Here is a 26691-nt window from a genome sequence, read left to right as displayed (position 1 = left end):
GGTTTCCCCTGGCCGAACGTGCATCGAAACAATACCGCACTCGCGCTGGTGATCGCGCCCTCGTTTCCAGGGGGCCGTCGGAGACTCAGAGCGGGGTTGACCTGAAGTTTAGTTGAGGTTGCAGGGTGTTCCGCATGACGATTAGAGCGGAACAGGGTTACGCGTACGCCGATCTGCCCCGGTTGATGGGGCTGATGACCGGCGATGAGAAGCACGGTCCTGCGGCGACATCCACCTTGGACGCGCTGTGGGTGCTGTACGACAGGGTGCTGCGGGTGGGGCCCGAACGGATGGACGATCCGGAGCGGGACCGGTTCCTGTTGTCCAAGGGGCATGGACCGATGGCGTACTACGCGGTGCTGGCGGCCAGGGGCTTCCTGCCCGTCGCGTGGCTGCCAGGGTTCGGTTCGTACGACTCGCCCCTCGGGCACCACCCGGACCGGCTGCTGGTCCCGGGTGCCGAGATCGGCAGCGGGTCGCTGGGGCACGGGCTGCCGATCGCCGTCGGCATGGCGCTGGGCCTGCGGGCGCAGGGACTCGACGAGCCGCGCGTATGGGTGCTGACCGGCGACGCGGAGCTGGACGAAGGCAGCAACCACGAAGCGATCGCGTACGCCGGACCGGCCGGTCTGGAACGGCTGCACACGGTCGTGATCGACAACTCCTCCGCCAGTCACGCCCGGCCCGGCGGTATCGCCGCGCGGTTCGTGGCGGCCGGCTGGTCCGCTACGACCGTCGACGGCCGTGACCACGAGGCGCTGTACGCCGCCTTCACCGCCCCTCATCCGGGCCGCCCCCGAGTCGTCGTCGCCCAGGTCGAGCCGAAGTCCGCCTGAGGCGGGTTGCGGCCCGGTTTCCTCGCAAGCACCCCGAAAGGACACGAAATCCCGTGGACACCATGCGTGACCGTTTCGCCCCCGTCGTCTCCCAGCTCCTCGACGCGGATCCACGCGTCGCCGTCGTCCTCGCCGAGATCGGCGCGGACGGCTTCGAGGCGGCTGGGCGCAGACACCCCGAGCGCGTGATCAACGTCGGCATTCGCGAGCAGCTCCTCGTCGGAGCGGCTGCGGGCCTGGCGCTGACCGGGCTGCGGCCCGTGGTGCACACCTTCGCCAGTTTCCTCGTCGAGCGGCCCTTCGAGCAGGTCAAGCTCGACCTCGGGCACCAGGGCGCGGGCGCCGTGCTGGTCAGCGCGTCCGCGTCCTTCGACTGGCCCGCGGGCGGGTACACCCACATGTCGCCCGGTGATGTGGCCCTGCTCGACACCCTCGACGGCTGGACCGTGCACGTGCCCGGCCACCCGGACGAGGCCGAGACCCTGCTGCGCCAGGCGGTCGCCGCCGGGGACGACAAGGTGTACGTGCGCTTGTCCGTGCAGGCCAACGCGCAGGGGCTGCCGGTCGACGGGGCACACCTCGTCAGCGTCCGCGAAGGGCATTCCGGGGTGGTCGTCGCCGTCGGCCCGATGCTCGACGCCACGCTCGCCGCCACCGAGGGGCTCGACGTCAGCGTCCTGTACGCGACGACTGTCCGCCCCTTCGACAAGCCCGCACTACGCCGGGCGACGGAGGCGGCAGGCACCGACGTCGTCCTCGTCGAGCCCTACCTGGCCGGCACATCCACTGCCGCCGCGTCCGACGCACTCGCCGACGTGCGACACCGCGTCCTCGGGCTCGGCGTGGGCCGCCGCGAACTGCGCCGCTACGGGCGGATCGACGAGCACCTGGCCGCACACGGTCTCGACGCGGGGTCGCTGCGGAAGCGGATCGGCGACTTTCTGGGGGCCGGCGTCGGCGTCTGAAGCCTGAAGCTGTGACACCGCGACGATGAGATGAGCGTCCCCGTGGGGCAGGGGCACACCGGGGCATGCATGTAAGGCGGTCGGCGGGCCAGAGCAAGTAACCGCGTGGGGCCGGGGCATTCAGGGGCGGCGCCCTCGTAAGGCGCGCGGCACCCCGGGGGCAAGCATCCCTATGAAGCCAATGGCACGACCCGAGGACATGCGTCCACGCGAGGGCCGACGGCCCCGGGAGCACGCATCCGCGGACGATCGGCAACCACCGCGGCAGGCCGCATGCGCGTCCCCGACTGAGCACCCCTGCCCCTGCCCCTGCTCCTGCTCCTGCTCCTGCTCCTGCCAGCGCACACCTCAGCGCTGATCTCCTCGCGCAGGTGCCGGTATCGCCCCGGTCGAAGGCGGTCGCGCGGCGGGAGCGGAGGCCGGGGTGTCGACGCGCACCAGGTCACGTATCGCGGGCACCGACAGCAGGGCCGTCGCGGCGACAAGGGTCATGACACCGGCGACGAGGAGGACGTTGTCCGCGCCGAGCACCGTCGCGGCCGGTCCCGCCAGGGCCTGTCCGACGGGCATCATCGCCAAGGAGCCCGCGACGTCGTACGCGTGGATGCGGTTGAGGACGTCGGGCGCGACCTGCGTCTGCACACTGGTCGCCCACATCACTCCCCACACCGACAGACCCGCCCCCGCTATGACCGCTCCGGCCGACATGGCCGCGATGCCGAGCCCCGCCCCGACGGACGCCGGGAAACAGGCGAAGGCGAAGAGAGCCACCGAACCGACCCGCAGCATGCGGCGGGGACGCAGCCGCAGCGCGATCAGTCCCCCTATGACGGTGCCCGCGCCGAGGGCCGAGTTGACCAGGCCGTAGGCGCGCGGGCCGTACTGCTGGACCACCTCCGTCGCCACCAGGGGGACCGTCGGACCCCAGCAGAAGATCATGTACACGCACCAGATGACGATGACTCCCCAGAGCCAGGTCCGGGCCCTGAACTCCCGCCATCCCTCAACGAGTTCGGCCCTGAAGGTGCTGCCGTGGCGCACGTGGCTTCCAGGCTCGGCCGGTGGCAGCCGGAGCAGCAGCAGGCACAGGGCGCTCAGCGCGTATGTGCTCGCGTGGGCCGCGAAGACCGCTCCGGCCGAGGCGAACGCGACCAGCAGCCCGGCAAGGGCGGGGCCCGCGAGCTGAGCGGCCGATTCGGCGATCCGTATCGCGCCGTTGGCCCCCTGTACGTCCGTGGCGAGGCGCGGCACCGTACTGGCGACGCCGGGCTGGAAGACCGCGCCCGCCACGCCGTTGACCGCGCCGATCAGACAGATCTGCCAGAGGACCACGTGGCCGGCGAAGAAGAGCCCGGCCGTGAGGGCCTGGGTGACCAGTCGCACCAGGTCGGCGCCGATCATCAGCTTGCGCGTGCTGAACCGGTCGGCGATGACCCCGCCGAAGATGACCAGCCCGGCGAAGGGGGCGGCCGAGGCGGCCATCGCCAGGCCGACCGCGCCCACCCCGTAGCCGTACTGGAGCAGTCCCGCGGCCAGGGCCACCGGCAGGATGGTGTCGCCGAGGCGGGCGAGGGCTCGCGCGACGAAGAACAGGGCGAAGTCCCTTGACCAGACAGACCGCTGGGCGCGCTCGGCGGCCGGGTCGCGGCGGCCAGGGTCCTCGCCCCGACCACGCCCACTGCCGTGGGCCTCGCTCCGCGCCGTGACCTGCCAGGCCGGTGCTTTCCCGCCCATCCTGCTTCCCCTCCCCCGCTGCCCGATCCCCTGCGATTCCCCCACAGAGCCCCCGCTTCCCACTCCCTCCTCCGGATCATGCCACGGCGCACTGACAACGCCTCGGCCGTTTCAGTCGACGGACGGCAGGCCCAACTTCGGGTAGGAATCGAGCAGTCGGGTCGGGGCCGCCTGGCGCCAGGAATCGGCGAGGATGTCGCGGAGCTCGTCGTCGTCCTCCAGGGCCGCAAGACGGACACGGACCCAGGCGAAGCCCGCCTCGTGGTCGGCGATCCAGAACTTCGCGGGCTCGGCCCTGGCAAGCTCGTCCCGCTCCTCCTTCGGGCAGCGCACGGCGATGGAGGTCTCGGCCTCGGGCAACGTGGCGAACATCTTTCCCGCGACCCGGAACGTCGGCATGCTCCACGCGACCTTCTCCGTCGTGTCCGGCAGGGAGAGGGCAATACGGCGTACGTCTTCGGCATCCGGCATGAGAGGCACCGTAACCAATGGCACCGACAACCGCGGCCGGGCCACCGTCCGGCCGTCGCCCCTCCGTGCCAGGCCTCCGTCACACCGTCACGCCGTCACGCCGTCACGCCGTCACATGGTCACGCGGTACCGCCGTCGCACGGCACCGCCTTCGCGCCTTCGCGCCTTCGCGCCGATCACCGTCCCGTCGTCGCGCCTTCGCGCCTTCGCGCCTTCGCTCCTTCGCGCCGATCACCATCCCGTCGTCGCTTTGGATCAGCGTCCCGCCTTCCCTCCTGCGGCGGACGGCGGCCGAGGACGCCCTGACCGAGGACGCCCTGAACGCACCGAATCCGGGTCGCGACTGCACAGACGCAGGGCTGACCCGCGCCTCAAGGCCAGGGGCCTCCTCCGGGAGAGCGCCTCCGTGAGCCCCTCGCTGAGGCGCCTGAGTGCGGCACCTCAGCGAGGCACCTCAGTGCGGCGGGCGACTCAACCGGCACCAGCCCGCCCTATCCCTCGGCAGCCATCCTGAGCGCGTCCAGCACCGGCCGGATCAGCGGATGCCCCTCCGCTCCCCGCCGTACGGCGGCGAAGACCCGACGCGTCGGCGCCACCCCGTCGACGGGGCGGACGACCACGCCGGTGAGGTCCATGCCGCGCAGCGCCGAGCGCGGTACGAGAGCCACCCCCGCGTCGGCCGAGGCCAGGGCCACCACCGCGCGGAAGTCGTCCGAGGAGTGTTCGAGGCGGGGCTGGAAGCCGGCGCTCTCGCAGGCGAGGACCACGACCTCATGGCAGGGATTGCCGGGGTACGGGCCGATCCACGTGTCCTTGGCCAGCTCGGCGAGCGGCACCTCGTCCACATCGGCGAGGCGATGGCCGACCGGGACCACCGCGTCGAAGGGCTCGGCGTACAGCGGTACGTGCGTCAGGCGGGGGTCGTCCGCCCGCGGGGCCCCTCGGTACTCGACGGCGACGGCGACATCGACCTGCCGGTCGAGGACCATCGGCAGGCTGGCGTCGCCCTCGGCGTCCTGGACGCGGATACGGATGCCGGGCGCCGACGCGGCGAGGAGGGCCACCGCGGGGGCGACGACCAGGGCGATGCCTGTGGCGAAGGCGGCGACCGTGACCGTGCCGGCCGCGCCCGAGCTGTAGGCGGCGAGTTCCGCCTCGGCCCGCTCGAGCTGGGCGAGGACCGTGTTGGTGTGACTGAGCAGGATCTCACCGGCCGGAGTCAGCCGTACGCCCTTCGCGCCCCGTTCCACCAGTCGATGACCCGTCTCCTGCTCCAGGGCGGACAGCTGCTGGGAGACGGCCGAGGGCGTGAGATAGAGCGCGGCGGCTGCAGCCGTCACCGTGCGGTGGTCGGCCACCGCACGAAGGATGTGGAGCCGCCGCGCTTCGATCATGCGACCGATTCTCTCAGGTCGGGCGAAAAGGTCAGGCGAAAAGGTCGGGCGAAAAGGTCGGCCGAAGTGGAACGACCGAACGGGACGAAGCGAGCGGGAGAGCGGGTGAGCGGCTCTCGCTCAGGCGTCCAGCTCCGCGCGAGCGGCCACAAACGCGTCCACCGCCCGGTTCACGTCCGCCGTCGAGTGCCCGGCGGACAGCTGCACCCGGATTCGCGCCTGTCCCTGCGGGACGACAGGGAACGAGAAGCCGATGACGTACACACCGCGCTCCAGGAGGAGTTCCGCCAGGCGCCCCGCCCTCGCCGCGTCGCCGATCATGACGGGGGCGATCGCGTGGTCGCCGGGGAGGATGTCGAAACCCTCCTCGGTCATCCGGCGGCGGAACAGTGCGGTGTTCTCGGCGAGCCGGATCCGCAGGTCGTCCGCCGACTCCAGCAGGTCGAGCACCTTGAGGGAGGCGGCGGCGATCACCGGAGCGAGCGTGTTCGAGAAGAGATACGGGCGCGAGCGCTGGCGCAGCAGTGCGACGATCTCGGCGCGGGCGGCGACGTAACCGCCGGAGGCTCCGCCGAGCGCCTTGCCGAGGGTGCCGGTGATGATGTCGACACGGTCCATGACGCCGTGCAGTTCGGGAGTGCCGCGGCCACCGGGGCCGACGAAGCCGACGGCGTGCGAGTCGTCGACCATGACCATGGCGTCGTAGCGGTCGGCGAGGTCGCAGATCTCGCGCAGCGGAGCCACGTACCCGTCCATGGAGAAGACACCGTCCGTGACGATCAGCCTGCGTCGGGCACCGCTCGCCTCCTTCAACTGCTGCTCCAGGTCCGCCAGATCGCGGTTGGCGTACCGGAAGCGGCGCGCCTTGGAGAGGCGGATGCCGTCGATGATCGAGGCGTGGTTGAGGGCGTCGGAGATGACCGCGTCCTCGGCGCCGAGGAGGGTCTCGAAGACGCCGCCGTTCGCGTCGAAGCAGGAGGAGTAGAGGATCGTGTCCTCCTGCCCGAGGAATGCGGACAGCCGCTGCTCCAGTTCCTTGTGCACCTCCTGCGTACCGCAGATGAAGCGCACGGACGCCATGCCGTAGCCCCAGCGGTCGAGGGCCGCGTGGGCGGCTGCGACGACCTCGGGGTGGTCGGCGAGGCCGAGGTAGTTGTTGGCGCAGAAGTTGAGGACCTCGCCGGGGCGCCCGCCCCCCGTGACGCTCACGGTCGCCGACTGCGGGGTGCCGATGACGCGCTCGGGCTTGTGGAGGCCCGCGGCGCGGATCTCGTCGAGTGTGGCGCGCAGGTCGTCGCGCACGGAGTCGAACATCGGAAAGCTCCTAGAGATGCAGGTGACTTACACGGTCCAGTCGAGAATGACCTTGCCGCCGCGGCCGCTCGCCGCATCGGCGAAGGCCGCCTCGTGATCGCGGTGGCCGTACCGGCCGGTGATCACAGGAGCGAGGTCGAGGCCGCCTTCGAGGAGGACCGACATCGCGTACCAGGTCTCGAACATCTCACGGCCGTAGATGCCCTTGATCGTGATCATGGAGGTGACGATCCGGGACCAGTCGACCGGGAACTCCTCGGCGGGCAGGCCGAGCATGGCGATCCGGCCGCCGTGCGTCATGTTGGCGATCATGTCGCGCATCGCCTCCGGACGCCCCGACATCTCCAGGCCGATGTCGAAGCCCTCGCGCAGCCCCAGCGTGCGCTGGCCGTCGGCGATCGTCGCGTCCGAGACGTTGAGGGCGAGGCTGGCGCCGATCTTGCGGGCGAGCTCGAGTCGCTCCTCGCTGACGTCGGTGACGACGACGTTGCGGGCACCAGCGTGCCGGGCCACCGCGGCGGCCATCAGGCCGATGGGTCCGGCGCCGGTGATCAACACGTCCTCGCCGACCAGCGGGAAGGAGAGGGCCGTGTGGACGGCGTTGCCGAACGGGTCGAAGATCGCGGCGATGTCGAGGTCGACGGGGACGCGGTGCACCCACACATTCGCGGCGGGCAGGACCACGTACTCGGCGAACGCGCCGTCGCGGCCGACGCCCAGGCCGACCGTTGCACGGCAGAGGTGGCGCCGGCCGGCCAGACAGTTTCGGCACTTGCCGCACACCAGGTGGCCCTCGCCGCTGACCCGGTCACCGACCTTGATGTCGGCGACGTCGCGACCGGTCTCGACCACCTCGCCGACGAACTCGTGTCCAAGCACCAGCGGCGTCCGGATTGCCTGTTGCGCCCAGCCGTCCCAGGACCGGATGTGCAGATCGGTACCGCAGATCCCCGTCCTGAGGACCTTGATCAGTACGTCGCCGGGGCCGGCCTGCGGCTCCGGAACGTCCACGAGCCAGAGTCCGGGCTCCGCCTTCTCCTTGACCAGCGCCTTCACGCTACGGCTCCTGTGGGTGAGGTCCCGGAGGAGGGCACGCCGAAACGGCGGGCCCGTGCCGGGGAGAGGGGTGAAATCCCCTCGAAATCTGCCGTACTACGGCTCCCTGGTCCATCGAGGATTTCTTAAGCGCGGCCACAGCTCTGCTTCACGCATCCCGCGCTTCACTCCTCCAGCAACAGACCGCTCTCCCGGAGTTCGATCTGCTCCACCAGCTCCGCCGCCATCGACTTGATGGTCTCCAGCCCCGCTCTCCCCCAGGCGCGCGGCTCTGTGTCGACCGCGCAGAGCGTGCCGAGAACGATGCCCGTGTGGTCGATCAGCGGGGCGCCGAGGTAGGAACGGACACCGATCTCGTCGACGACGGGGTTCCCGGCGAACCGCGGGTAGTCGCAGACGTCCTCCAGGACGAGCGCCTTACGTCGGACCACCACATGGGGGCAGAAGCCGTACTCGCGCGTCAGACAGCGGCCCACGCCGCGTGCCGAGCCGTCCGCCGCGGTGGCAAGCGCGATCAGCCGGTCACCAGAGCCGCCGGCGCCCAGGCCACTGCCGTCCGGGGTGTGCAGGCCCGCGAAGAACTGCCGGTGCTCATCGATGAAGTTGACCATCGAGTACGGCACGGCGGCGACCTCGGCCAGCCTGTCCGCGAAGGCGTCGAAGGCGGGCTCCGCGCGCTCCCCCAGGCCTAGTCGGCGCAACCGCCGCACCCGTGCGGGAGCGTCCTTGTCCTCCGGGGTCAGCAGCAGACGCCCGGCAGGACGCCGGGGCTCGTAACTCATATACGGACTCCACGACTTGGGGCATGCGTCATACACGAGCTCCGTTGCTCGGTCGTACGGACGTCAGGTGCGGGTCACATGACCCGGTGCAGGCGGGCGTCAGGTGCGGGCCACATGACCGGGGACAGGCGGGCGTCAGGTGCGGGCCACATGACCGGGGACAGGCGGGCGTCACGTATGGGCTCCGTGACTCGGTGAGTGCGCGGGCGCGTGAGCGAGGAGATGCCGTACCAGTACAAGCAGGGTCTGCACGCCCGAGCTGGAGATCCGGGCGTCGCAGCACACGATGGGGATCTCGGGGTCGAGGTCGATGGCCGCGCGCACCTCCTCGGGGTCGTAACGGTAGGAGCCGTCGAACTCGTTGACCGCGACGATGAAGCCGAGTCCGCGCTGTTCGAAGAAGTCGACGGCCGCGAAGCAGTCCTCCAGACGGCGCGTGTCGGCGAGGATCACCGCGCCGAGCGCCCCCTCGGAGAGCTCGTCCCACATGAACCAGAACCGCTCCTGCCCGGGCGTACCGAACAGGTACAGCACGTGTTCCGGATCGAGAGTGATACGGCCGAAGTCCATTGCCACGGTCGTCTCCACCTTGTTCTCGACACCGTCGAGACTGTCGGTGGCGGCACTGACCGTGGTGAGCAGCTCCTCCGTACTGAGCGGCGCGATCTCGCTCACCGCGCCGACGAAGGTCGTCTTGCCCACCCCGAACCCTCCCGCCACCAGGATCTTCAGCGCGGTGGGGAATGGGTCAGAGCTGTCGTCGTAGTCCATCGAGCACTGCCTCCAGAAGAGACTGGTCAGTGGGGTTGTGGTCGAACACGGGGGGCTTCGCCGTCAGCGCCCCGCAGTCGACGAGGTCGGACAGCAGCACCTTGGTGACCGCCGCCGGCAGCTTCAGGTGCGCGGCGATCTCCGCGACCGAGATGGGGGCCCGGCACAGTTCGAGTGCCAGCGTGTGCTCGGGCCCGAGGTAGCCGAGAGGGGTGGCGCCGGTTGCCATCACCTGCGACAGGAGGTCGAGCTCGGTGGTGGGCCGGGTCCGGCCGTTGCTGACCGTGTAGGGGCGCACCAGCCGGCCTGCCGCGTCGTCGAGCCAGGGCCCGTCACCGGCCGCGGCCACCCTCAAGGCCTCATCGCAGAGGGTTCGGCCGCGGGCTGCCGGGGTGCGGTCATCAGATACGGCCGGACGCTCTTGACCAGCATCGCCATCTCGTAGCCGAGCACCGCCGCGTCGGCGTCACGCCCGGCCAGTACGGCGAGACAGGTGCCGGATCCGGCGGTGGAGACGAACAGCAGGGTCGAGTCGAGTTCGACGACGACCTGACGTACGTCGCCGCCGTCGCCGAAGCGCACGCCCGCGCTGCGGCCCAGGGAGTAGAGGCCAGAGGCCAGTGCGGCCATGTGGTCGGCGCTGTCCGTGTCGAGGCCGTGGACCGACTTCACGAGTCCGTCGGAGGACAGGAGCACCGCGCTCGTGGTGTGCGGCACGCGCTGCACGAGGCCGCTCATCAGCCAGTCGAGATCGGATACATGGCCGGTCGGCGCATCGCTCGCCATGGTGGATCGACTCCTTGAGGTACGCAGGTCTGCGAGAGCGGAGGGGGTGGAGGTGGGGGTGGGGGTGGGGGTGAAGATCGGGGTGAAGGTGGAGTAGCCACTGGTCATCCGGCCGGTGCGCTCCCGTCGTGCCGGGTGGTGAAGTCCTGGCCGGGCGCGGGCGCGGGTGCGGCGTCACGCGCCCCCTGCACCTCGTGGGGCGCCGACTCATGAGCCGTGTGCACCTCGGCTATGTACGCCGCGCCGATGGGCGACCCGGACAAGCCTGCCGCCTGCGGTCCGGCCGCCGAAGGTGCATCCATCGGCCGTACGCCCATGGGGGCGACGCCCCTCGACGTCACACCGTCGACTCGGGCCACCCCATCCATGTGCGGCTCGTCCATGTGCGGCTCGTCCATATGCGATCGGCCCCTATGCGGTCTGCCCATGTGCGAGGCATCCACGTCGAGTCGCTCCATGTGCGGTTGCTCCATGTGCGGTTGCTCCGTACGGGAGGCGCCGGGAACACCCGCACGGGAGTGACCCGCCTGGGAGTGACCCATATGAGCCACACCCACCACCGGCGTATCCACCCGTACGACCTCCAGCGGCGGCAGCGTGGACGAGCCGCCCAGGGGCCGAGCCTCCGTCACCGAGGTCTCCACCCGCGCCGATTCCGCATGAACCGATTCGGCATGGGTGGATTCCGCAAGCCCGACCCCGCGCTGGAACGCCGCCATGAGACCGGGGTCGTGCCCGGCGACATCCTCCGTGGCCTGACGGGGTGTGGGCCCGTCGCGCAACTGGGGTGCGATGTGTTCCTGAGCGCGCCGCGTGGGCAGTTGAGGCTTGCCCATGGTGCCGCGGACCGCACCGACTCGCGCTGTCGGCGCCATCCCCGCGTTGTCCGTCACGACGTGCCGGTCGTCGGGACGGACGCCGGGGACGGCCTCGGCCGGATTGGGCCGCTCCACGCGGGTACCGCGCATGGGTAGCGGCGCCGGACCATCGCTCCCCGCGGTCATCGCGCCCCACGGCGCCTGATCCCGCTGCGCCTGCCGAGGCAACGGAGAACCGGTACCGCTCCCGGGCAGTGCGGAAGCGGGGGCCGCCTGCGTGGCCCCAGGACCCGGCGCCGGACGTCGTCCCCCGGCCTCCGTCTCGTGGGGCCGGCCCCTGGTCACACCTGCGGGGTCGCCCTGCGCCGTGCCCAACAATGCCTGCGGCACGACGAGTACGGCTTGGACACCGCCGTAGATGTTGGTCTGCAGCCGTACGTGGATGCCGTGCCGTCGCGCGATCTGCGAGACCACGAACAGCCCGATGCGGCCGTCCTGGAGCAGGCTGGCGACATTGACCTGGTCGGGGTCGGTGAGCAGCGCGTTCATCTTGTTCTGTTCGCCCAGCGGCATACCGAGGCCCCGGTCCTCGACCTCGACGGCGAGCCCGGAGGTCACGAGGTTGACGCGCAGCAGCACTTGCGTGTGGGGGGCGGAGAACACCGTGGCGTTCTCGACGAGTTCGGCCAGCAGATGGATGACGTCGGCGACGGCGTGTCCGCGCAGCGTGCCGTCGATCGGGGGCACCAGTTTGACCCGCGAGTACTGCTCGACCTCGGCGATCGCGGACCGCAGCACCTCCGTCATGGAGACGGGGTTGCTCCACTGGCGGCGCGAGACGGCGCCGCCGAGCACGGCGAGGTTCTCGGCGTGCCGCCGGATGCGGGTGGCGAGATGGTCGATGTGGAAGAGGCCCTTGAGCAGATCCGGGTCCTCGATCTCGTTCTCCAGCTCGTCGAGGATCGAGATCTCGCGGTGCACGAGGGACTGGAGCCGCCGGGCCAGATTGACGAAGACCTCGACCTTCTGCTCGCTGCCCGCATGGCTGGAGAGCTGCGCGGCCTGCACGACGGCCGTGATGGCGCCGTCGTGGGCGCGGGAGAGATCGGCGGCGAGCAGCTCGAAGTCGTCGGCGTCCGCGGGCGGCTGGCGACGCGCCTTACGGGCGGGCGGACTCTCGCCACGGCGCAGTGCCTCGACGAGGGCGCGCAGGTCGCCCTCGGTACGGGCGGTGGTGCGGCGCAGGGCGCCTATCCGGTCCCGTACGGACGTGGCGGCGCGGTCGGCGGCCACAGCGGCGATCACGATGCCCGCGAGCGCCACGCCCAGCGCTCCCGCGAGCACCGCCCACAGCGCGAGGCCGGGCCGCGCGCCGGTGGAGCGGACGGTGAACAGCACGGCCGCGCAGGCGCTGAGGGCCACCGCGGTCGGCGGCAGCACAGCCAGGCGCAGCAGCTGGGGCCGTAGGCGGGTCTCGGGCAGCGAGGGGGCTGTGTGGGCGACCGGCCGTCCGTGCCGTCCGCCCTCACGGCGGTCTGCGCGTGCGGCCGGTGCACGAAGGTGAGACATCGGCGTCCTTGTACTGGTACGTCGGAGGTAGGGGACTCGGGTCGGCGACGGGTGGCAGGTGGGTCGGAGATCGGTCGGAGACGGGTCGGAGACGGGTCGGACATCCACTGGGGCTCCCGCGGGTCTGCTCGACTCGGTCGGGCGTCATCGCGTCGGTCGGGCGTCATCGCGGTTGCCGGTCGAGAAGAGCCGAAGAATTCGACCCCTCGTCGCCCGACGGCAACTGACAGTAGTCGGCAACGCATCATGTGCGGCGGGCAGTTGACAAAGTCCCACGGGCAGGGTCCCGCTCTGGTATGAGCCGTCGTACGACAGACCGATAACAGCCTCGGACACACGTTCCCGCAGAGCTCGGATTCGATCAGAGCTGGTCAGAAGCGGTCAGCGACAAGCGGCGAGGGCCGGGGAGCAATGTGCTCCCCGGCCCTCGCCGTAGATGTGAAACGCAGTCCTGGTGATGCGGAATTCAGCCCGCGGGTACCGTTTCAGGCTCCCCGGTGCCCTCCGTGGCTCCAGCGATGACGTCACCCGGTGTGTCGGCCGCGGTCTTCTGCACCGCGGGCCATCCGGCTGCCGGTGTGACCGCGACGGCGCGCCACCAGGACTCGGACGGGACGGTCTCGGCCGTCGGTTCGAAGGGCTCGCCGGGGCGGGGCAGCGCGACGCGCGCACCGACCGCGTCGGCGGCGGACACCGTCCCCTCGCCGGGTTCCGCCCACGGGTGGGCCGCCAGGTTGAACGTCGCCCAGTGGATCGGCATCATGACGCCGCCGGGCCGACCGCCCTCAAGCCCCCGTCGCCCACCCTGAAGATCGAGATGGGCGCGCATGCCCTCCTCGGGCGTCATGTGGATGTCGGGCCAGAACTCGCTGTACGCGCCGATCTGGATCATCGTGGCGTCGAACGGGCCGTGCTCGGCGCCGATGTCCTTGAAGCCCTCGAAATAGCCCGTGTCACCGCTGTGGTAGATCCGGTGTTCGACACCGGCCACCGCCCAGGACGCCCAGAGCGTGTGCTGGGTGTTGCGCAGACCCCGCCCGCAGAAGTGGCGGGCGGGGGTGGCGGTCAGGGAGATGCCGCCGACCTTCGTCGACTCGTTCCAGTCCAGCTCGCGCAGCCGGTCCGGCGACACGCCCCAGTGCTCCAGGTGGGCGCCGACACCGAGCGGCACCGCGAACACCGTGTCCGTGCCGGCCAGGGCCTTGATCGTCGGCAGGTCGAGGTGGTCGTAGTGGTCGTGCGAGATGACGACGACGTCGACGGGTCCGAGCGCGGCCAGCGGCAGCGGTACGGGGTGCAGCCTCTTGGGTCCGGCGAAGCCGAACGGGGAGCATCGCTCGCCCCAGACCGGGTCGAAGAGCACCCGGTGTCCGTCGATCTCGGCGAGCACACTGGAGTGCCCCATCCAGGTGAGCCGCAGTCCGCTCGGCGCGGGGCGGGCGAGGTCGGCGAGCGTCGTGGCGTGCACCGGTACAGTGCCGGCCGGGGCCCGCTGGGTGCGCCCTTCCTTGCTGAAGAAGGTCTTCGCGAACTCGCGCATCGCGCCGTCGGGCCGAGGGATACCCTCCGGGTTCTTGAAGACACCGTCCGCGAAGTTCGGCGATCTGCGGATGCGCTCCAGGCGTTCACCCGCCGGATCCGCGCCGAAGGCGGCGGGCCGCAGTGTGCGGAGCCCGGAGCTCAGGGGACGGAAACCGGTCACAGTACCTCCAGGTGGAGTCAGTCAGGCTTCCATTATGGTCGCCGCCTCCGACTGCGCCGGGGTGGTCATGTCACAGCACGGTGTCCGCGACCGTACGGCCTGTACCTCCTCAACCCCACGGAGCGCCCCCTTCTTCCTGGGTCTGGGGCGGAGGTGTGTCCGCTTCCGTCGCCAGGAGCTCAGGTACTGACTGGTGGTTCAGTACACGTAATGTGAGCGTCCGGCGCCGTCCGCCCGGCATCCTTCGGGGACACCATGTACCGAGGACTCCGACACCCCCACGGCGGTGGGCCTCGCACCGGTCGGCCGGCCCCCTGATCCCGTATCCCGAGGAGACCCCGTGACCGCCCCCCTCATGACACTCACCTGGACCGACCACGTCACCGGCCACCAGGGCTTCCTCGTGGTCGACCGGCTCGTACGAGGTGTCGCCAGCGGCGGACTGCGGATGCGGGAGGGCTGCACGCTCGACGAGGTGGCCGGGCTCGCCCGCGGCATGACCATGAAGGAAGCCCTGCACTACCACCCGGAGGGCCGCTACATCCCGCTCGGCGGCGCCAAGGGCGGCATCGACTGCGATCCCCAGGACCCTGCGGCGTACGGACTTCTGGTGCGCTATCTGCGCGCCATGCGCCCGTACATCGAGAGCTTCTGGACCACGGGCGAGGACCTCGGTCTCACCCAGGACCTGGTCGACCGGGCCGCCGAGGAGGCGGGCCTCGTCTCCTCGATCCAGGCCGTGTACCCACTGCTCGACGACGAGGAGGCCGCGAGACGGCGGCTCGCGGAGGCGTTCGCCGTCGAGGTGGACGGAATCGGGCTCGACGAGCTGGTCGGCGGCTGCGGTGTCGCCGAGTCGGTGCTCGCGGCCCTGGACCGCGCCGGGATGCCGTACGCGGGGACGCGCGTCGCCGTGCAGGGGCTCGGCACCATGGGCGGCGCCACGGCACGCTTCCTCACGCGCGCGGGATTCACGGTAGTGGCCGTCGCCGACATCAAGGGCACGATCGGCAACCCTGCGGGCCTCGACGTCGACGCGCTGCTCGCGGCACGGGACGCGTACGGGACCGTCGACCGCTCGGCGCTGCGCCCGGCCGACCGTGAACTGCCGGGTGACGCCTGGCTGTCGGCCGAGGCCGAGGTGCTGGTACCCGCGGCGGTCTCGTACGCGATCGACACCGTGAACCAGCGGTTGATCAGCGCACGCTGGATCGTCGAGGCGGCCAACATGCCCGTTCTGGCCGAGGCGGAGGAACTGCTGGCCGCGCGCGGGGTGACCGTCCTGCCGGACGTCGTGGTCAACTCCGCCGCGAACGCCTGGTGGTGGTGGACGCTGTTCGGCGACATCGGCGCGGACCCGGACATGGCCCTGGCCCACATCCGGCACTCCATGCGAGCCCTCATCGACCAGATGCTGGCCCGCGCGGACGCCGACGGGAGCACACCGCGGGCCGCCGCGCACGCCATCGTCGCCGACCGACTGCCGGTGATCGCCGAGCGGTTCGGCTGGTACGGATGACCGCGGCGGGCCGTCCGCGTCCCCGGCGCGACCTCGAAGACCGGCCGGCACCCCTGTGGCGAGGGATTAGGGTTGCCGCGTGGCAAGGGTGCGGTTGAACGTGGCGGAACGGCGTGAGGAGCTGCTGCGCGCCACGGTCGAGCAGATCGAGGCGCGGGGTGTGGCGGCGGTGCGGATCGCCGATGTGGCCTCGGCGCTCGGGGTGAGCAACGCACTGGTTCTGTACCACTTCTCGACCAAGGAGAAGCTGCTCGCCGAGGCGTTCACCTACGCCGCCGAGGACGACCTCTCCCATCTGCGCAAGCTGCTCGGCCGTCGCACCTCGGCGCTGCGCCGACTGCGGGCCGCGGTGCGCTGGTACGCGCCGACCGGGCAGGCCAAGGGGTGGCGGCTGTGGATCGAGGGCTGGGCGGCCGCCCTGCGCGAACCCGCGCTCAGAGAGGTCACCTGCCATCTCGACAAGCAGTGGAAGGCCGCGATCATCGAGGTGATCGCGGAGGGAGTGGCCGCGGGCGAGTTCCGCTGCCCGGATCCCACTGGCACGGCCCTTCGGCTGACAGCACTGCTCGACGGGCTCGCCGTGCAGATGACCGCCTACGAGGGTGCGGTGTCGCGGGCTCGGACCCACGAGTGGGTGGACGACGCACTCGCGCGCGAACTCGGCCTCGAGCGGGAGGCGTTGACGGGGGCGGTGCGCTGAGAGGCGTGAACGAGGGGTGGTTCGCGGCACCGCGAACCACCCCTCACCGACGCCGAGTCACCCCTCTGTGGAACCGCGGCGCCTCAGCCCGCTCAGGCCACCGCGTCGATCCATGTCCTGATGTCGTCCGGCGAGAGCGTCCCCTTGGCCGCCACATGATCCCCGGAGGACTCGCCGCGCAACCGCCGCCCGATCCACGGGACCAGGTATTCGCGCGCCCAGTGGATGTTGTCGCGCCGGACCTCGAGCGTGCCGCGCGGCGGGAGCGGCGGCCACGGCTGGTCCGGGTCGGCCGGTACTTCGAGGCCGAGGACCTGGCCGGCCCGGAGCGCGACGCGGGTATGGCCCTCGGGTGACAGGTGGAGGCGGTCGCCGTCCCAGGCGCGGCGGTCCTGAATCGTCTTCAGGGACCACAGGTCCAGGACGGGGCAGCCGTACCGGTCGGCGATGGCCCGGATGTGTCCGTTGTACGTGGCGATCTTGCCGCGCATGTGTTTCAGCACAGGCACGCCACGGGTGTCGAAGCCGGTCGTCACCAGGACGGTGCCGACGGCGGAGGTGAGGCCGGCGACCGCGCGCTCGAAGCGCTCCGCGACTTCGTCGGGGTCGACGCCGGGCCGGATGATGTCGTTGCCGCCCGCACAGAAGGAGACCAGGTCCGGTGCGAGCTCCTTCGCCCGCGAGAGCTGGTGCTCGACGATCTGGTCGAGCAGTTTGCCGCGGACGGCGAGATTGGTGTAGGTGAAGTCGCCCTCGGGGCGCCGGTCCGCGAGCAGTACCGCGAACCGGTCCGCCCAACCGACAAAGGCCCCGTCAGGCCCGGGGTCGCCGACGCCCTCGGTGAAGCTGTCCCCCACCGCTACGTACGACCCGATCACTGATCTGTTGCCACTCTTCGAATCGTCTGCCACATCGACCCATGATTCACCTTCGAGTGTGACCTACGCGACCGTATTTTAGGGTTGACGGGTGGTGACATAAGCCACTCATAAAGTCTGGGTCAAGCTCGGAATAAGGGCCCACCAGGGGGAGTTGAACAGCCGCCACGGCTGGACGCGGGCGCCCGAGAACGCGGCATCCTGATGACGGAACGCCGAAGGCCGGACCCCGGGGATCGTGGGGTCCGGCCTTCGGCTCGAGCGAGTTTCGTCAGCCGACGGTGACACCGTGCGAGCGCAGGTACGCGACCGGGTCCACGTCCGAGCCGTAGTCCGGCGTGGTGCGGATCTCGAAGTGCAGGTGCGGTCCGGTGACGTTGCCGGTCGCCCCGGAGAGACCGAGCTGCTGCCCCTCGGTCACGGTCTGGCCGGCCGAGACGGAGAGGGACGAGAGGTGGGCGTACTGCGAGTACTGGCCGTCGGCGTGCTGGATGACGACCTGGTTGCCGTAGGCGCCGCCCCAGCCCGCGGAGACGACGGTGCCCGCGGCGACGGACTTGATGGTGGTACCGGTCGGGACCACGAAGTCCACGCCCGTGTGGTAGCCGCTGGACCACATGCTGCCGGCGACCTTGTAGCCGGTGCCGATGGTCGCGCCCTCGACCGGAAGCGTGTAGCCGGAACTGCTGCTCGAGGCCGCGGTGTCGTCAGCCTTGGCCGTGGGCTCTGCCGCCGTCTTGGCGGACGAGTCGGACGCCTTCGAGGACTTCGACGACTTGGACGCCTCGCCGGACGACTTGGTCGTGCCGCTCGACGTGGCGGCCTTCTTGCCGATCGTCAGCTTCAGTCCCGGATGGATCAGCGCGGGGTCCTTGCCGACGGCCTCGCGGTTGTCCGAGTACAGCTTCTTCCAGCCGCCGCTGACGCTCTGTTCGTCGGCGATCTTCGAGAGGGAGTCACCTGCTCTTACCGAGTAGGTCTTCGCCGCGGTCTTCCCGGCAGCGGCGGAAGCCGAAGTGGCGGCCTTTCCCGAAGCTGAGGCCGAAGCCGTGGCAGCGGTGGCAACCTTTCCCGAAGCCGCGGAAACAGTGGAAGGCGTGGAAGCCGAGGTCGCGGCATGGGCCCCGGTGGCTCCCATGAGCGGCAGCGCGAGCGCGGCGCCACCCGTTCCGGCCACGGCAATCGAGCGCGTGAAACGCTGGGACTTGGGACGGCGGTGCTTACCCTTCGCGGGCATGACGAATTCCTCTCCGGCGCCTGCGAGGTGAGCTGTCGGGTGCGGACTGGAGATGCCCGGCCGCGCTGCTGCGCGGCTATACCCCTAGCCGTTCCGGAGACCGGAACAGGCGTCGTACCTGTGGGTCCCCCGCTCCTGCCACATACGGGTGAGTGTGCGGATTCCGGGCGGCGGCAGGATTGGGCGTCCGTCCGGATTGAGGGCGAACGTAAGCGAGATGAGACCGCATCGACAAGCATGTGGGTTTTCTGTGGATGCGCCGCCCTTGATCCACGCCGGAATTACCGTCACCCTCTGTCGACAGAGGACTTTTCCCGCCTGTCAAATCACCAGGGAATTCCGGTGGGTTGACAAAGAGGTGCGGCAACACATCGTCACGGATATGACGCTGCTCACGCACGCCCGCCCAGGACGCCTCATTCCAGGGCCAGTTGTAATTAAACAGCTAATTCGGACAGAACAGCCAGATGTGACGCGGTTGGATAACTACCGCATCGCCGTCCACCCCGGCCGCCGCCATCAATCCTCCGCAGATACGGACAGACGTGAGTAAACACTGACACCGTGGCGCGCCCGGCAGCCCGGAGGTGACGGCCCCGCACCTGCGAAGACAACGCCTGTGGACAACTCATTGCCCCAGGAATCCATGTCGTATCGTCGAGAGCGCAACGTCCGTCGGCGGGCGACGCCGAGCAGCGCCGACGGCTGACCGGGAGGAGCCCCCGTGACGCAGCAGGTCCCGTCGACCGAACCCGAGCTGACCGCTGTGCGCAACTTCCGGGACGTGGGCGGCCTGCCCACCGTGGACGGCCGCCGGGTGAAGTACGGGGTGCTGTTCCGCAGCGGACATCTCGCGCATGCCACAGCGGACGACGCCGCTTTCCTCGCCTCCCTCGGCCTCCACACGATCTTCGACTTCCGCAACGCCGCGGACCAGGAGCTGGAGGGGCCGGACGTCGAGCTGCCGGGCGTGCGGAACGTGAATCTGCCGCTGACCGACCCGGCCGACGGCTCCGAGTTCTGGAAGATGGTCCGCGACGGCGATCTTGAGCAGCTGCGCGCGCTCCTCGCGGACGGCAAGGCGGCGAATCGGATGATCAACTCCTACCGCGCCATCATCAAGGAGCGCACCGCCGAGCACTCCAAGGTGCTGCACTCGCTCGCCGAGGACAGTGTGCCCGCGCTGATGCACTGCGCCGCCGGCAAGGACCGCGCCGGCCTCTCCATAGCCGTGACACTCCTCGCCGTCGGCGTCGAGCGCGAGGCCATCGTGGCCGACTACCTGGAGTCGAACGCCACGCACCGTCGCTACAAGGTCCACCGCAGCAGCTCCTCCGCGTCGGCGTACTCCCCGGAGGTCATGGAGCTGCTCAGCCCGCTGTTCGACGCGCGCGCCGAGTACCTGACCGCGGCCTTCGAGACGATCGAGGAGACCTGGGGCAGCGTCGACGCCTACCTGGAGAAGGGGCTGGGGGTCACCCCGGAGCTGCGGAACAGACTGCGCGAGCGGCTCCTCGACTGACACCCACAGGTCACCCTGTTCCGGCCGACGAGCGCCTACTGGTTCTGCGCGCCCAGCGTGAACAGCAGGTAGACGAAGGCCGCGAAGAGGTGGCCGACGGCGACGTAGATGATCAGCCGTACCCAGAGCGCACGGGGAAGCTTGTCGTCCATGGACCGGCGCCGGCCGGATTCCGTGGGTTCGGTCATGGTGTCTCTCCCAGGGGCGGGTGCTGCGTCGCCGGGCCGAGGCACAGCGCGGCGGTGGGGCTCTGCAGCAGGGTGTGTACGAAGAGCAGCTCGGCGCCGTCCCGGTCGGCGGCGGCGATGCGGTGCGGGGTCAGCGAGTCGAAGTGCGCGCTGTCGCCCGGGGCGAGCACATGTGCGCTGTCACCGAGGCGCAGCCGCAGTCGCCCCCTCAGGACGTGGAGCCACTCCTCACCGGGGTGGACGCGCACGATGTCGCCCTGCGAGCCGTACGGGACGTGCACGCGCAGGGCCTGCATCCCGCGGCCCGAGCCGCCGGCCTGCCAGTAGGTCCAGCCGCCCGCCGCGGTCGGCTCCATGTCGGCGGCGTGTACCACGGCGTCCCGCCCGGGTACCGTCTCGCCGAGCAGCCCGGAGACAGTCGTACCGTAGATACGCGCGAGTGCGAGCAGCATCGGCAGTGAGGGTTGGCGCTGCCCGGTCTCCAGGCGCGAGAGGTGGGCGGGCGAGAGCCCGGCGGCACGGGCCGCGGCCTCCAGCGTGAGGGATTCACGACGGCGCAGCGCACGGAGCTGAGGCGCGACGACGTGCAGATCGTCAGCGGTTCCCTGCGGGGAAGGATTCATACCCTCGGCGGTGCTCATGCCTCCATTGAGCCCGAGCTTTACCTCTGAGGCAACCTTCTTGCCCCAGAGGCAAAACCCCAAGAGCCCGGCTCTCCCCAGTCTCGGCGGCTCGGCACGTCCACACCCTCACCAGTTCACCACCGCCGACCCCCCTCACCGGTTCACCACCGCCGGCTCTTTCAGCGGTTCGCCACCGCCTGCTTCACCAGGGTCTTTCCGAAGTCCCACATCAGCCCGCCTCCGCCGTGCGCGTCGTCCATCACGGCTGTGAAGGCATCCACGAAGCGGTCCACGTCCCGCTCGTCGATGACCAACGGCGGGATCAGCTTGATCACCTCCAGGTGATCGCCGGAGACCTGGGTGAGGATTCGGTGCCGTTGCAACAGCGGCACGACCACCATCTGCGCGAACAACCCCTTGCGGGCGGCCTGCAACATCGTCCAACGACCGCGCAGCTTCAGCGACTTGGGCCGCCCGAACTCGATGCCGATCATCAGCCCCCGGCCGCGTACGTCACTCAGCAGCTCGTACTTGTCCACGAGCGCCGCGAGCCGGGACTTCAACTGCTCCCCCGTGGCACGGGCGTTGGCGACGATCTGCTCGTTCTCCATGACCGAGAGCACGGCAAGGCCCGCCGCCATGGCCTGCGCGTTCGACCCGAAGCTCGCCGAGTGCACAAGTACGCGGTCGATCGACGAGTAGACCTTCTTGAAGATCCAGTCCTTGCCCAGCGTGGCGCCGACCGGCACATAGCCGCCGGACAGCGCCTTGGCCACACACACCAGGTCCGGCTCCACACCCTCCTCGTGCTGATAGGCGTAGAAGTCCCCGGTCCGCCCAAGGCCCGTCTGCACCTCGTCGACGATGAGCAGTGCCTTGTGCTTGTGCAGCAACTCCTGGGCGGCACGCAGGTATCCGGGCGGTGTCTCGTGCACCCCCTTGCCCTGGATGGGTTCGACGATGAGTGCGGCGACGTCGCCCTTCTTCAACTCCCTTGCCAGGGCGTCGAGATCACCGAGCGGGACGGCCGTGTCGGGGAGCAGGGGCGCGAAGCCGTCGCGGAAACCGTCCTCGCCGTTCACGGACAGCGACCCGGTGGTCAGCCCGTGGAAGGCGTGCGGGCAGTAGAGGATCCGCGGTTTTCCGGTCGCGTACCGGGCGAACTTCAGCGCCGTCTCGACAGCCTCCGTACCGCTGTTGCCGAAGAACACCCTGTCCAGGTGCGGGCTGTGGACGAGCAGTCGCTCCGCGAGCAGCCCGGGCAGCGGTTGGCAGTCGAAGCGTGTGAGGTCGGCGAGCGAGGCGTCGAGGACGTCGTGCAGTGCCTTGCGGACCACGGGGTGGTGGCGGCCCAGGCCCATCACCCCGAACCCGGCGAGCATGTCCAGGTAGTCCGCCCCGTCCGCGTCCCAGAAGTGCGCACCCTCGGCCCGCTCGTACACCTTGTCGAAGCCGATGGTGTGCAGCATGCGCGGGAGCTGGTGGTTGAGGTATTTGGTGTGCAGCTCGTAGCGCTCGGCCCCGCGTTCGGCGAGCAGCGCGCCGAGGTCGAATTCAGGCTCGGCGGAGAGCGACTTCTCCGAGTTCGACTTCCCGGACAACGACTTCCCGGATGAAGGCTCTCCGGAAGAAGGCTCTTCGGAAGAAGACTGCGCGAAAGGGGGCTTCCCCGAGGAGGAGGTCTCCTCGGAAGGCGCCTTCTTTGAAGGCATGGTCATTCCTGTTTCTCCTTGGACAGTTCGTCCTTGACTGCCAGACCGGCGCTGATCCGCCCGGCGATCTCCACCGGTGTGAGACCTATGTCGGCCAGCACCTCACCGCGCTTGGCGTGCGCGAGGAACTGCTCCGGAATGCCGAATCGCCGTACGGGTACGTCGACTTCCGCGTCCCCGAACGCCAGCGCTACCGCCGCGCCGACCCCGGACGCCCGGCTGTTGTCCTCGACGACGGCCACCATCCGGTGCTCGGCGGCGAGCCCCGGCATGGAGGGGTCGACCGGCTTGACCCAGCGCGGGTCCACGACGGTGCAGCCGATACCGCGGGCTTCAAGCAGTTCGGCGGCCTGGAGGCAGACCGGCGCCATGACACCGACGGCCACCAGGAGCACCGACGGCCGGTCCCCCCGGTGCAGGACGTCCATCCCGCCCACGTGGTCGACCGCGGGGATCGCCGGCCCCACCGACTCCTTCGGGAACCGGATCACCGTCGGTGCGTCGTCGACGGCGACCGCCTCCCGCAGCTGTGCCCGCAACTGGTCGGCGTCGCGCGGCGCGGCGATCCTGAGCCCCGGCACGACCTGGAGGATGGACATGTCCCACATGCCGTTGTGCGAGGCGCCGTCCACGCCGGTGACGCCGGCCCGGTCAAGCACGAAGGTGACACCGCAGCGGTGCAGGGCCACATCCATCAGGAGCTGGTCGAACGCGCGGTTGAGGAAGGTGGCGTAGACGGCGACGACGGGATGCAGTCCGCCGGTGGCGAGCCCGGCCGCGGACACCGCGGCGTGCTGCTCGGCGATGCCGACGTCCCACACCCGGTCGGGGAACTTCTCGGCGAACTTGCCGAGCCCCACCGGATGCAGCATGGCCGCCGTGATCGCCACGACGTCCTCGCGTTCCGCCCCGATCCTGACGATCTCGTCGCCGAACACCGAGGTCCAGGAGGGCCCGTTGGAGGGGGCGAGGGGCTCGCAGGTGAGCGGGTCCATCACGCCGACGGTGTGGAAGTGGTCCTCCTCGTGCGCGATCGCGGGCTCATAACCGCGCCCCTTCTCGGTCAGGCAGTGGATCAGCACCGGCCCGTGGAAGCGTTTCGCACGCCGCAGCGCGGACTCCACGGCCCCCACGTCGTGCCCGTCGATCGGCCCGACGTACTTGAGCCCGAGATCCTCGAACATGCCCTGCGGCGCGAAGGCGTCCTTGAACCCCTTCTTCGCCCCGTGCAGCGACTCGTAGACGGTGTTCCCGATGACCGGCGTGCGCAGGAGCACCTCCTTGCCCCAGGCGAGGATCTGCTCATAGCTGTCCGTCGTCCGCAGGGTCGCCAGGTGATTGGCGAGACCGCCGATGGTCGGCGAGTACGAGCGCTCGTTGTCGTTGACGACGATGATCAGCGGCCGGTCCTTGGCGGCGGCGATGTTGTTCAGTGCCTCCCACGCCATGCCCCCGGTGAGCGCGCCGTCGCCGATGACCGCGACGACGTGCCCCTTCTCGCCCTGCACCTGGCGGGCCTTGGCAAGACCGTCCGCCCAGCCGAGCGCCGTGGAGGCGTGGCTGTTCTCGATGATGTCGTGCTCGGACTCCTCACGCGAGGGGTAGCCGGACAGGCCGCCCTTTCCGCGCAGCTTGGAGAAGTCCTGACGTCCCGTCAGCAGTTTGTGTACGTAACTCTGATGGCCGGTGTCCCACAGGATGCGGTCGACGGGCGACTCGAAGGCCCGGTGGAGCGCGATGGAGAGTTCCACCACCCCCAGATTGGGCCCGAGATGACCGCCGGTCCTCGCGACCGCGTGCACCAGGAACTCCCGGATCTCGTCGGCCAGTTCACCGACCTCCGCCTCGGACAGCGCCTTCAGGTCGCGTGGTCCCCGGATGTTCTCCAGAATCGTCACGCTCGGGCCCCCTCTCGGTCCGTGCTGATCAACTCACGGTGACGGCCGGTTCGCCGGAGGCGACGCCGTCGTTCTCCATCTGCTCGGCGATCTTCATCGCCTCTTCGATGAGGGTCTCCACGATCTTCGACTCGGGCACGGTCTTGATGACCTCGCCCTTGACGAAGATCTGTCCCTTGCCGTTGCCGGAGGCGACCCCCAGGTCCGCCTCCCGCGCCTCTCCGGGGCCGTTGACGACGCAGCCCATGACCGCGACGCGCAACGGGACCTCCATCCCCTCCAGGCCGGCCGTGACCTCGTCGGCCAGCTTGTACACGTCGACCTGGGCGCGACCGCAGGACGGGCACGAGACGATCTCCAGGCGCCGCTCCCGCAGCCCGAGCGACTCCAGGATCTGCATGCCGACCTTGCACTCCTCGGCGGGCGGCGCGCTCAGGGACACCCGGATGGTGTCCCCGATACCCTCGCTGAGCAACGCCCCGAAGGCGACAGCCGACTTGATGGTCCCCTGGAACGCCGGCCCTGCCTCCGTCACCCCGAGATGCAGCGGGTAGTCGCACTGTGCGGCCAGCTGCCGGTACGCGTTGACCATGACCACGGGGTCGTTGTGCTTCACCGAGATCTTGATGTCCCGGAACCCGTGCTCCTCGAAGAGCGACGCCTCCCACAGAGCCGACTCGACGAGCGCCTCGGGCGTCGCCTTGCCGTATTTCTTCAGCAGTCGCTGGTCGAGCGACCCGGCGTTGACGCCGATTCGGATCGGGGTGCCCGCGGCGGAGGCCGCCCGCGCGATCTCCCGCACCTTGTCGTCGAACTGCTTGATGTTGCCCGGGTTCACCCGGACCGCCGCGCACCCGGCGTCGATGGCCGCGAACACGTACTTCGGCTGGAAGTGGATGTCCGCGATCACCGGGATCTGCGACTTCCTGGCGATGGTCGCGAGGGCGTCCGCGTCGTCCTGTGTGGGACAGGCGACGCGGACGATCTGGCAGCCGGACGCGGTGAGTTCCGCGATCTGCTGCAGGGTGGCGCCGATGTCCGACGTACGCGTCGTCGTCATCGACTGCACCGACACCGGCGCTCCGCCCCCGACCGCCACCGGTCCGACCTGGATCTGCCGCGAGAGGCGGCGCTCCGCGATCGGTCGGACCGGCACCTCGGGGAGGCCCAAGGAAATGGCGGTCATGTCGTCACACGCGGCTTTCCGTGAACGTCTCACGGGAGGCGCGGATGGACTCCTTGAGGGAGCTCATGGTGGCGAGGACGGCCGTCGGCTCGTAGCCGCAGTGCGCCATGCAGTTGGCACACCGGTCGTCCTTGCCGCGGCCGTAGGAGTCCCAGTCGGTCTCCTCCAGCAGCTGCTTGTACGTCTGTACGTACCCGTCGCTCATCAGATAGCAGGGTTTCTGCCAGCCGAAGAGCGAGTAGCTCGGGATCGCCCAGGCCGTGCACGGGAAGTCGACCTTGCCTTCCAGGAAGTCCAGGAAGAGCGGGCTGTGGTTGAGGCGCCAGCGGCGCCGGTTGCCGCCCGCGAAGGCCTTCTTGAAGAGCTCCCGGGTCTGCTGGACGCCGAGGAAGTGCTCCTGGTCGGGGGCCTTCTCGTAGGCGTAGGCGGGCGAGAGCATCATCTCGTCGACCTTGAGGTCGTCGTTGAGGAAGTTGAGGACCTCGATGATGGTCTGCGGGGTGTCGGTGTTGAAGAACGTCGAGTTGGTGGTGACCCGGAAGCCGCGGCGCTTGGCCTCCTTGATGGCCTCGACGGCCTCGTCGAAGACGCCTTCCTTGGCGACGGACTCGTCGTGCCGCTCACGCAGCCCGTCGATGTGCACGGCCCACGCGAAGTACGGCGAGGGCTTGAACTTGTCCAACTTCTTGCGCAGCAGCATCGCGTTGGTGCACAGGAAGACGAACTTCTTCTTGGCCACCAACTGCCGCACGATCTCGTCGATCTGAGGATGCATCAGCGGCTCACCGCCGGCGATGGACACCATCGGCGCACCCGACTCGAGCACCGCGCCCACGGCCTGCGCCACGGGCATCCGCTGCTTCAGCACCCCGGCGGGGTGCTGGATCTTGCCGCAGCCCTCACATGCGAGGTTGCACGCGAAGAGCGGTTCCAGCTCGACGATCAGCGCGAACTTGTCCCGCTTCCTGAGCTTCTGTTCAAACAGGTATGCAGCGACCTTCATGGACTGCCGAAGCGGCATGGCCATCTG

General features: G+C 69.9%; 24 protein-coding genes and 1 riboswitch. Of the genes, 5 read left to right on the top strand and 19 right to left on the bottom strand.

From position 1 onward, the window contains the following. Positions 1-134 precede the first annotated feature (134 nt). Positions 135-836 carry a transketolase gene (locus ACFYPC_RS06535; RefSeq protein WP_388671702.1) on the top strand — a complete coding sequence of 234 codons (702 nt, stop codon included), beginning with the start codon at positions 135-137 and terminating at the stop codon, positions 834-836. A 53-nt stretch (positions 837-889) separates the two neighbouring features. Then, positions 890-1801, top strand: a complete 912-nt coding sequence (locus ACFYPC_RS06530) for a transketolase family protein (RefSeq protein ID WP_388671699.1) — start codon at positions 890-892, stop codon at positions 1799-1801. Positions 1802-2149: 348 nt separating this feature from the next. On the opposite strand, the gene ACFYPC_RS06525 is transcribed toward ACFYPC_RS06530, so the two are convergent. The 11 genes from ACFYPC_RS06525 to ACFYPC_RS06475 form a co-directional block, all read right to left on the bottom strand. Continuing rightward, positions 2150-3535 (bottom strand): MFS transporter, encoded by a 1386-nt coding sequence (locus ACFYPC_RS06525; protein ID WP_388671696.1) that lies wholly within the window; start codon positions 3533-3535, stop codon positions 2150-2152. Positions 3536-3646: 111 nt separating this feature from the next. Continuing rightward, the gene (locus ACFYPC_RS06520; protein WP_388671693.1) at positions 3647-4006 is read right to left on the bottom strand and encodes an MmcQ/YjbR family DNA-binding protein; all 360 of its coding nucleotides are present in this window, start codon (positions 4004-4006) and stop codon (positions 3647-3649) included. 491 nt (positions 4007-4497) lie between these two features. Beyond that, positions 4498-5400: a LysR family transcriptional regulator gene (locus ACFYPC_RS06515; protein WP_388671690.1), complete on the bottom strand. Its 903-nt coding sequence runs from the start codon at positions 5398-5400 to the stop codon at positions 4498-4500. A 120-nt stretch (positions 5401-5520) separates the two neighbouring features. Then, positions 5521-6714 (bottom strand): glycine C-acetyltransferase, encoded by a 1194-nt coding sequence (locus ACFYPC_RS06510; RefSeq protein ID WP_388671687.1) that lies wholly within the window; start codon positions 6712-6714, stop codon positions 5521-5523. 27 nt (positions 6715-6741) lie between these two features. Next, entirely contained in the window at positions 6742-7770 is a 1029-nt protein-coding gene (gene tdh, locus ACFYPC_RS06505; protein WP_388671684.1) for an L-threonine 3-dehydrogenase, read from the bottom strand. 164 nt (positions 7771-7934) lie between these two features. Continuing rightward, positions 7935-8552 (bottom strand): GAF domain-containing protein, encoded by a 618-nt coding sequence (locus tag ACFYPC_RS06500; protein WP_388671681.1) that lies wholly within the window; start codon positions 8550-8552, stop codon positions 7935-7937. Positions 8553-8723: 171 nt separating this feature from the next. Then, on the bottom strand, positions 8724-9323 hold the full coding sequence (locus tag ACFYPC_RS06495; RefSeq protein WP_388671678.1) for an ATP/GTP-binding protein: 600 nt from the start codon (positions 9321-9323) through the stop codon (positions 8724-8726). After that, complete coding sequence (locus ACFYPC_RS06490; RefSeq protein WP_388672051.1) at positions 9301-9672, bottom strand: DUF742 domain-containing protein; 372 nt, start codon at positions 9670-9672, stop codon at positions 9301-9303. Before ACFYPC_RS06490 ends, ACFYPC_RS06495 begins: the two co-directional genes overlap by 23 nt. Before the next feature lie 2 nt (positions 9673-9674). Further along, positions 9675-10109: a roadblock/LC7 domain-containing protein gene (locus ACFYPC_RS06485; RefSeq protein WP_388671675.1), complete on the bottom strand. Its 435-nt coding sequence runs from the start codon at positions 10107-10109 to the stop codon at positions 9675-9677. A 104-nt stretch (positions 10110-10213) separates the two neighbouring features. Further along, positions 10214-12496 (bottom strand): ATP-binding protein, encoded by a 2283-nt coding sequence (locus ACFYPC_RS06480; RefSeq protein WP_388671672.1) that lies wholly within the window; start codon positions 12494-12496, stop codon positions 10214-10216. A 466-nt stretch (positions 12497-12962) separates the two neighbouring features. Continuing rightward, a complete protein-coding gene (locus ACFYPC_RS06475) occupies positions 12963-14198 on the bottom strand; it encodes an MBL fold metallo-hydrolase (RefSeq protein ID WP_388671670.1) in 1236 nt (411 codons plus the stop codon). A 340-nt stretch (positions 14199-14538) separates the two neighbouring features. Here ACFYPC_RS06475 and ACFYPC_RS06470 point away from each other — a divergent pair, with 340 nt between their 5' ends. Continuing rightward, positions 14539-15717 (top strand): Glu/Leu/Phe/Val dehydrogenase dimerization domain-containing protein, encoded by a 1179-nt coding sequence (locus tag ACFYPC_RS06470; protein WP_388671667.1) that lies wholly within the window; start codon positions 14539-14541, stop codon positions 15715-15717. A 79-nt stretch (positions 15718-15796) separates the two neighbouring features. Next, positions 15797-16417, top strand: a complete 621-nt coding sequence (locus ACFYPC_RS06465) for a TetR/AcrR family transcriptional regulator (protein ID WP_388671664.1) — start codon at positions 15797-15799, stop codon at positions 16415-16417. A 92-nt stretch (positions 16418-16509) separates the two neighbouring features. On the opposite strand, the gene ACFYPC_RS06460 is transcribed toward ACFYPC_RS06465, so the two are convergent. Together ACFYPC_RS06460 and ACFYPC_RS06455 are read right to left on the bottom strand one after the other, a co-directional pair. Then, positions 16510-17295 carry an SGNH/GDSL hydrolase family protein gene (locus ACFYPC_RS06460; protein WP_388672048.1) on the bottom strand — a complete coding sequence of 262 codons (786 nt, stop codon included), beginning with the start codon at positions 17293-17295 and terminating at the stop codon, positions 16510-16512. 271 nt (positions 17296-17566) lie between these two features. Beyond that, a complete protein-coding gene (locus ACFYPC_RS06455) occupies positions 17567-18532 on the bottom strand; it encodes a peptidoglycan DD-metalloendopeptidase family protein (RefSeq protein WP_388671661.1) in 966 nt (321 codons plus the stop codon). A 4-nt stretch (positions 18533-18536) separates the two neighbouring features. Continuing rightward, positions 18537-18712: riboswitch (cyclic di-AMP (ydaO/yuaA leader) on the bottom strand. Positions 18713-19256: 544 nt separating this feature from the next. On the opposite strand from ACFYPC_RS06455, the gene ACFYPC_RS06450 reads away from it, so the two are divergent. Continuing rightward, positions 19257-20054 carry a tyrosine-protein phosphatase gene (locus ACFYPC_RS06450; protein WP_388671658.1) on the top strand — a complete coding sequence of 266 codons (798 nt, stop codon included), beginning with the start codon at positions 19257-19259 and terminating at the stop codon, positions 20052-20054. Positions 20055-20089: 35 nt separating this feature from the next. Here the strand turns inward: ACFYPC_RS06450 and ACFYPC_RS06445 are convergent, their stop codons facing one another. The 6 genes from ACFYPC_RS06445 to hpnH all read right to left on the bottom strand — a co-directional run bounded on the left by ACFYPC_RS06445 (position 20090) and on the right by hpnH (position 26688). Further along, positions 20090-20206, bottom strand: a complete 117-nt coding sequence (locus ACFYPC_RS06445; RefSeq protein ID WP_384393498.1) for a DUF6126 family protein — start codon at positions 20204-20206, stop codon at positions 20090-20092. A 32-nt stretch (positions 20207-20238) separates the two neighbouring features. Continuing rightward, positions 20239-20883 (bottom strand): helix-turn-helix domain-containing protein, encoded by a 645-nt coding sequence (locus ACFYPC_RS06440; protein ID WP_388671655.1) that lies wholly within the window; start codon positions 20881-20883, stop codon positions 20239-20241. A gap of 161 nt (positions 20884-21044) precedes the next feature. Further along, on the bottom strand, positions 21045-22583 hold the full coding sequence (locus ACFYPC_RS06435) for an aspartate aminotransferase family protein (RefSeq protein WP_388671652.1): 1539 nt from the start codon (positions 22581-22583) through the stop codon (positions 21045-21047). Beyond that, positions 22580-24475, bottom strand: coding sequence for a 1-deoxy-D-xylulose-5-phosphate synthase (dxs, locus tag ACFYPC_RS06430; RefSeq protein WP_388671649.1), 1896 nt, complete (start codon positions 24473-24475; stop codon positions 22580-22582). Before dxs ends, ACFYPC_RS06435 begins: the two co-directional genes overlap by 4 nt. Positions 24476-24503: 28 nt before the next feature. Next, on the bottom strand, positions 24504-25661 hold the full coding sequence (gene ispG / locus ACFYPC_RS06425) for a flavodoxin-dependent (E)-4-hydroxy-3-methylbut-2-enyl-diphosphate synthase (protein WP_388671646.1): 1158 nt from the start codon (positions 25659-25661) through the stop codon (positions 24504-24506). A gap of 4 nt (positions 25662-25665) precedes the next feature. After that, on the bottom strand, positions 25666-26688 hold the full coding sequence (gene hpnH, locus ACFYPC_RS06420) for an adenosyl-hopene transferase HpnH (protein WP_388671643.1): 1023 nt from the start codon (positions 26686-26688) through the stop codon (positions 25666-25668). Positions 26689-26691 lie beyond the last annotated feature (3 nt).

Origin of the sequence: Streptomyces sp. NPDC005808, from assembly GCF_042871385.1 — a bacterium.
Taxonomy (GTDB): Bacteria; Actinomycetota; Actinomycetes; order Streptomycetales; family Streptomycetaceae; genus Streptomyces.
This window is presented reverse-complemented; position numbering and strand designations above follow the sequence as displayed.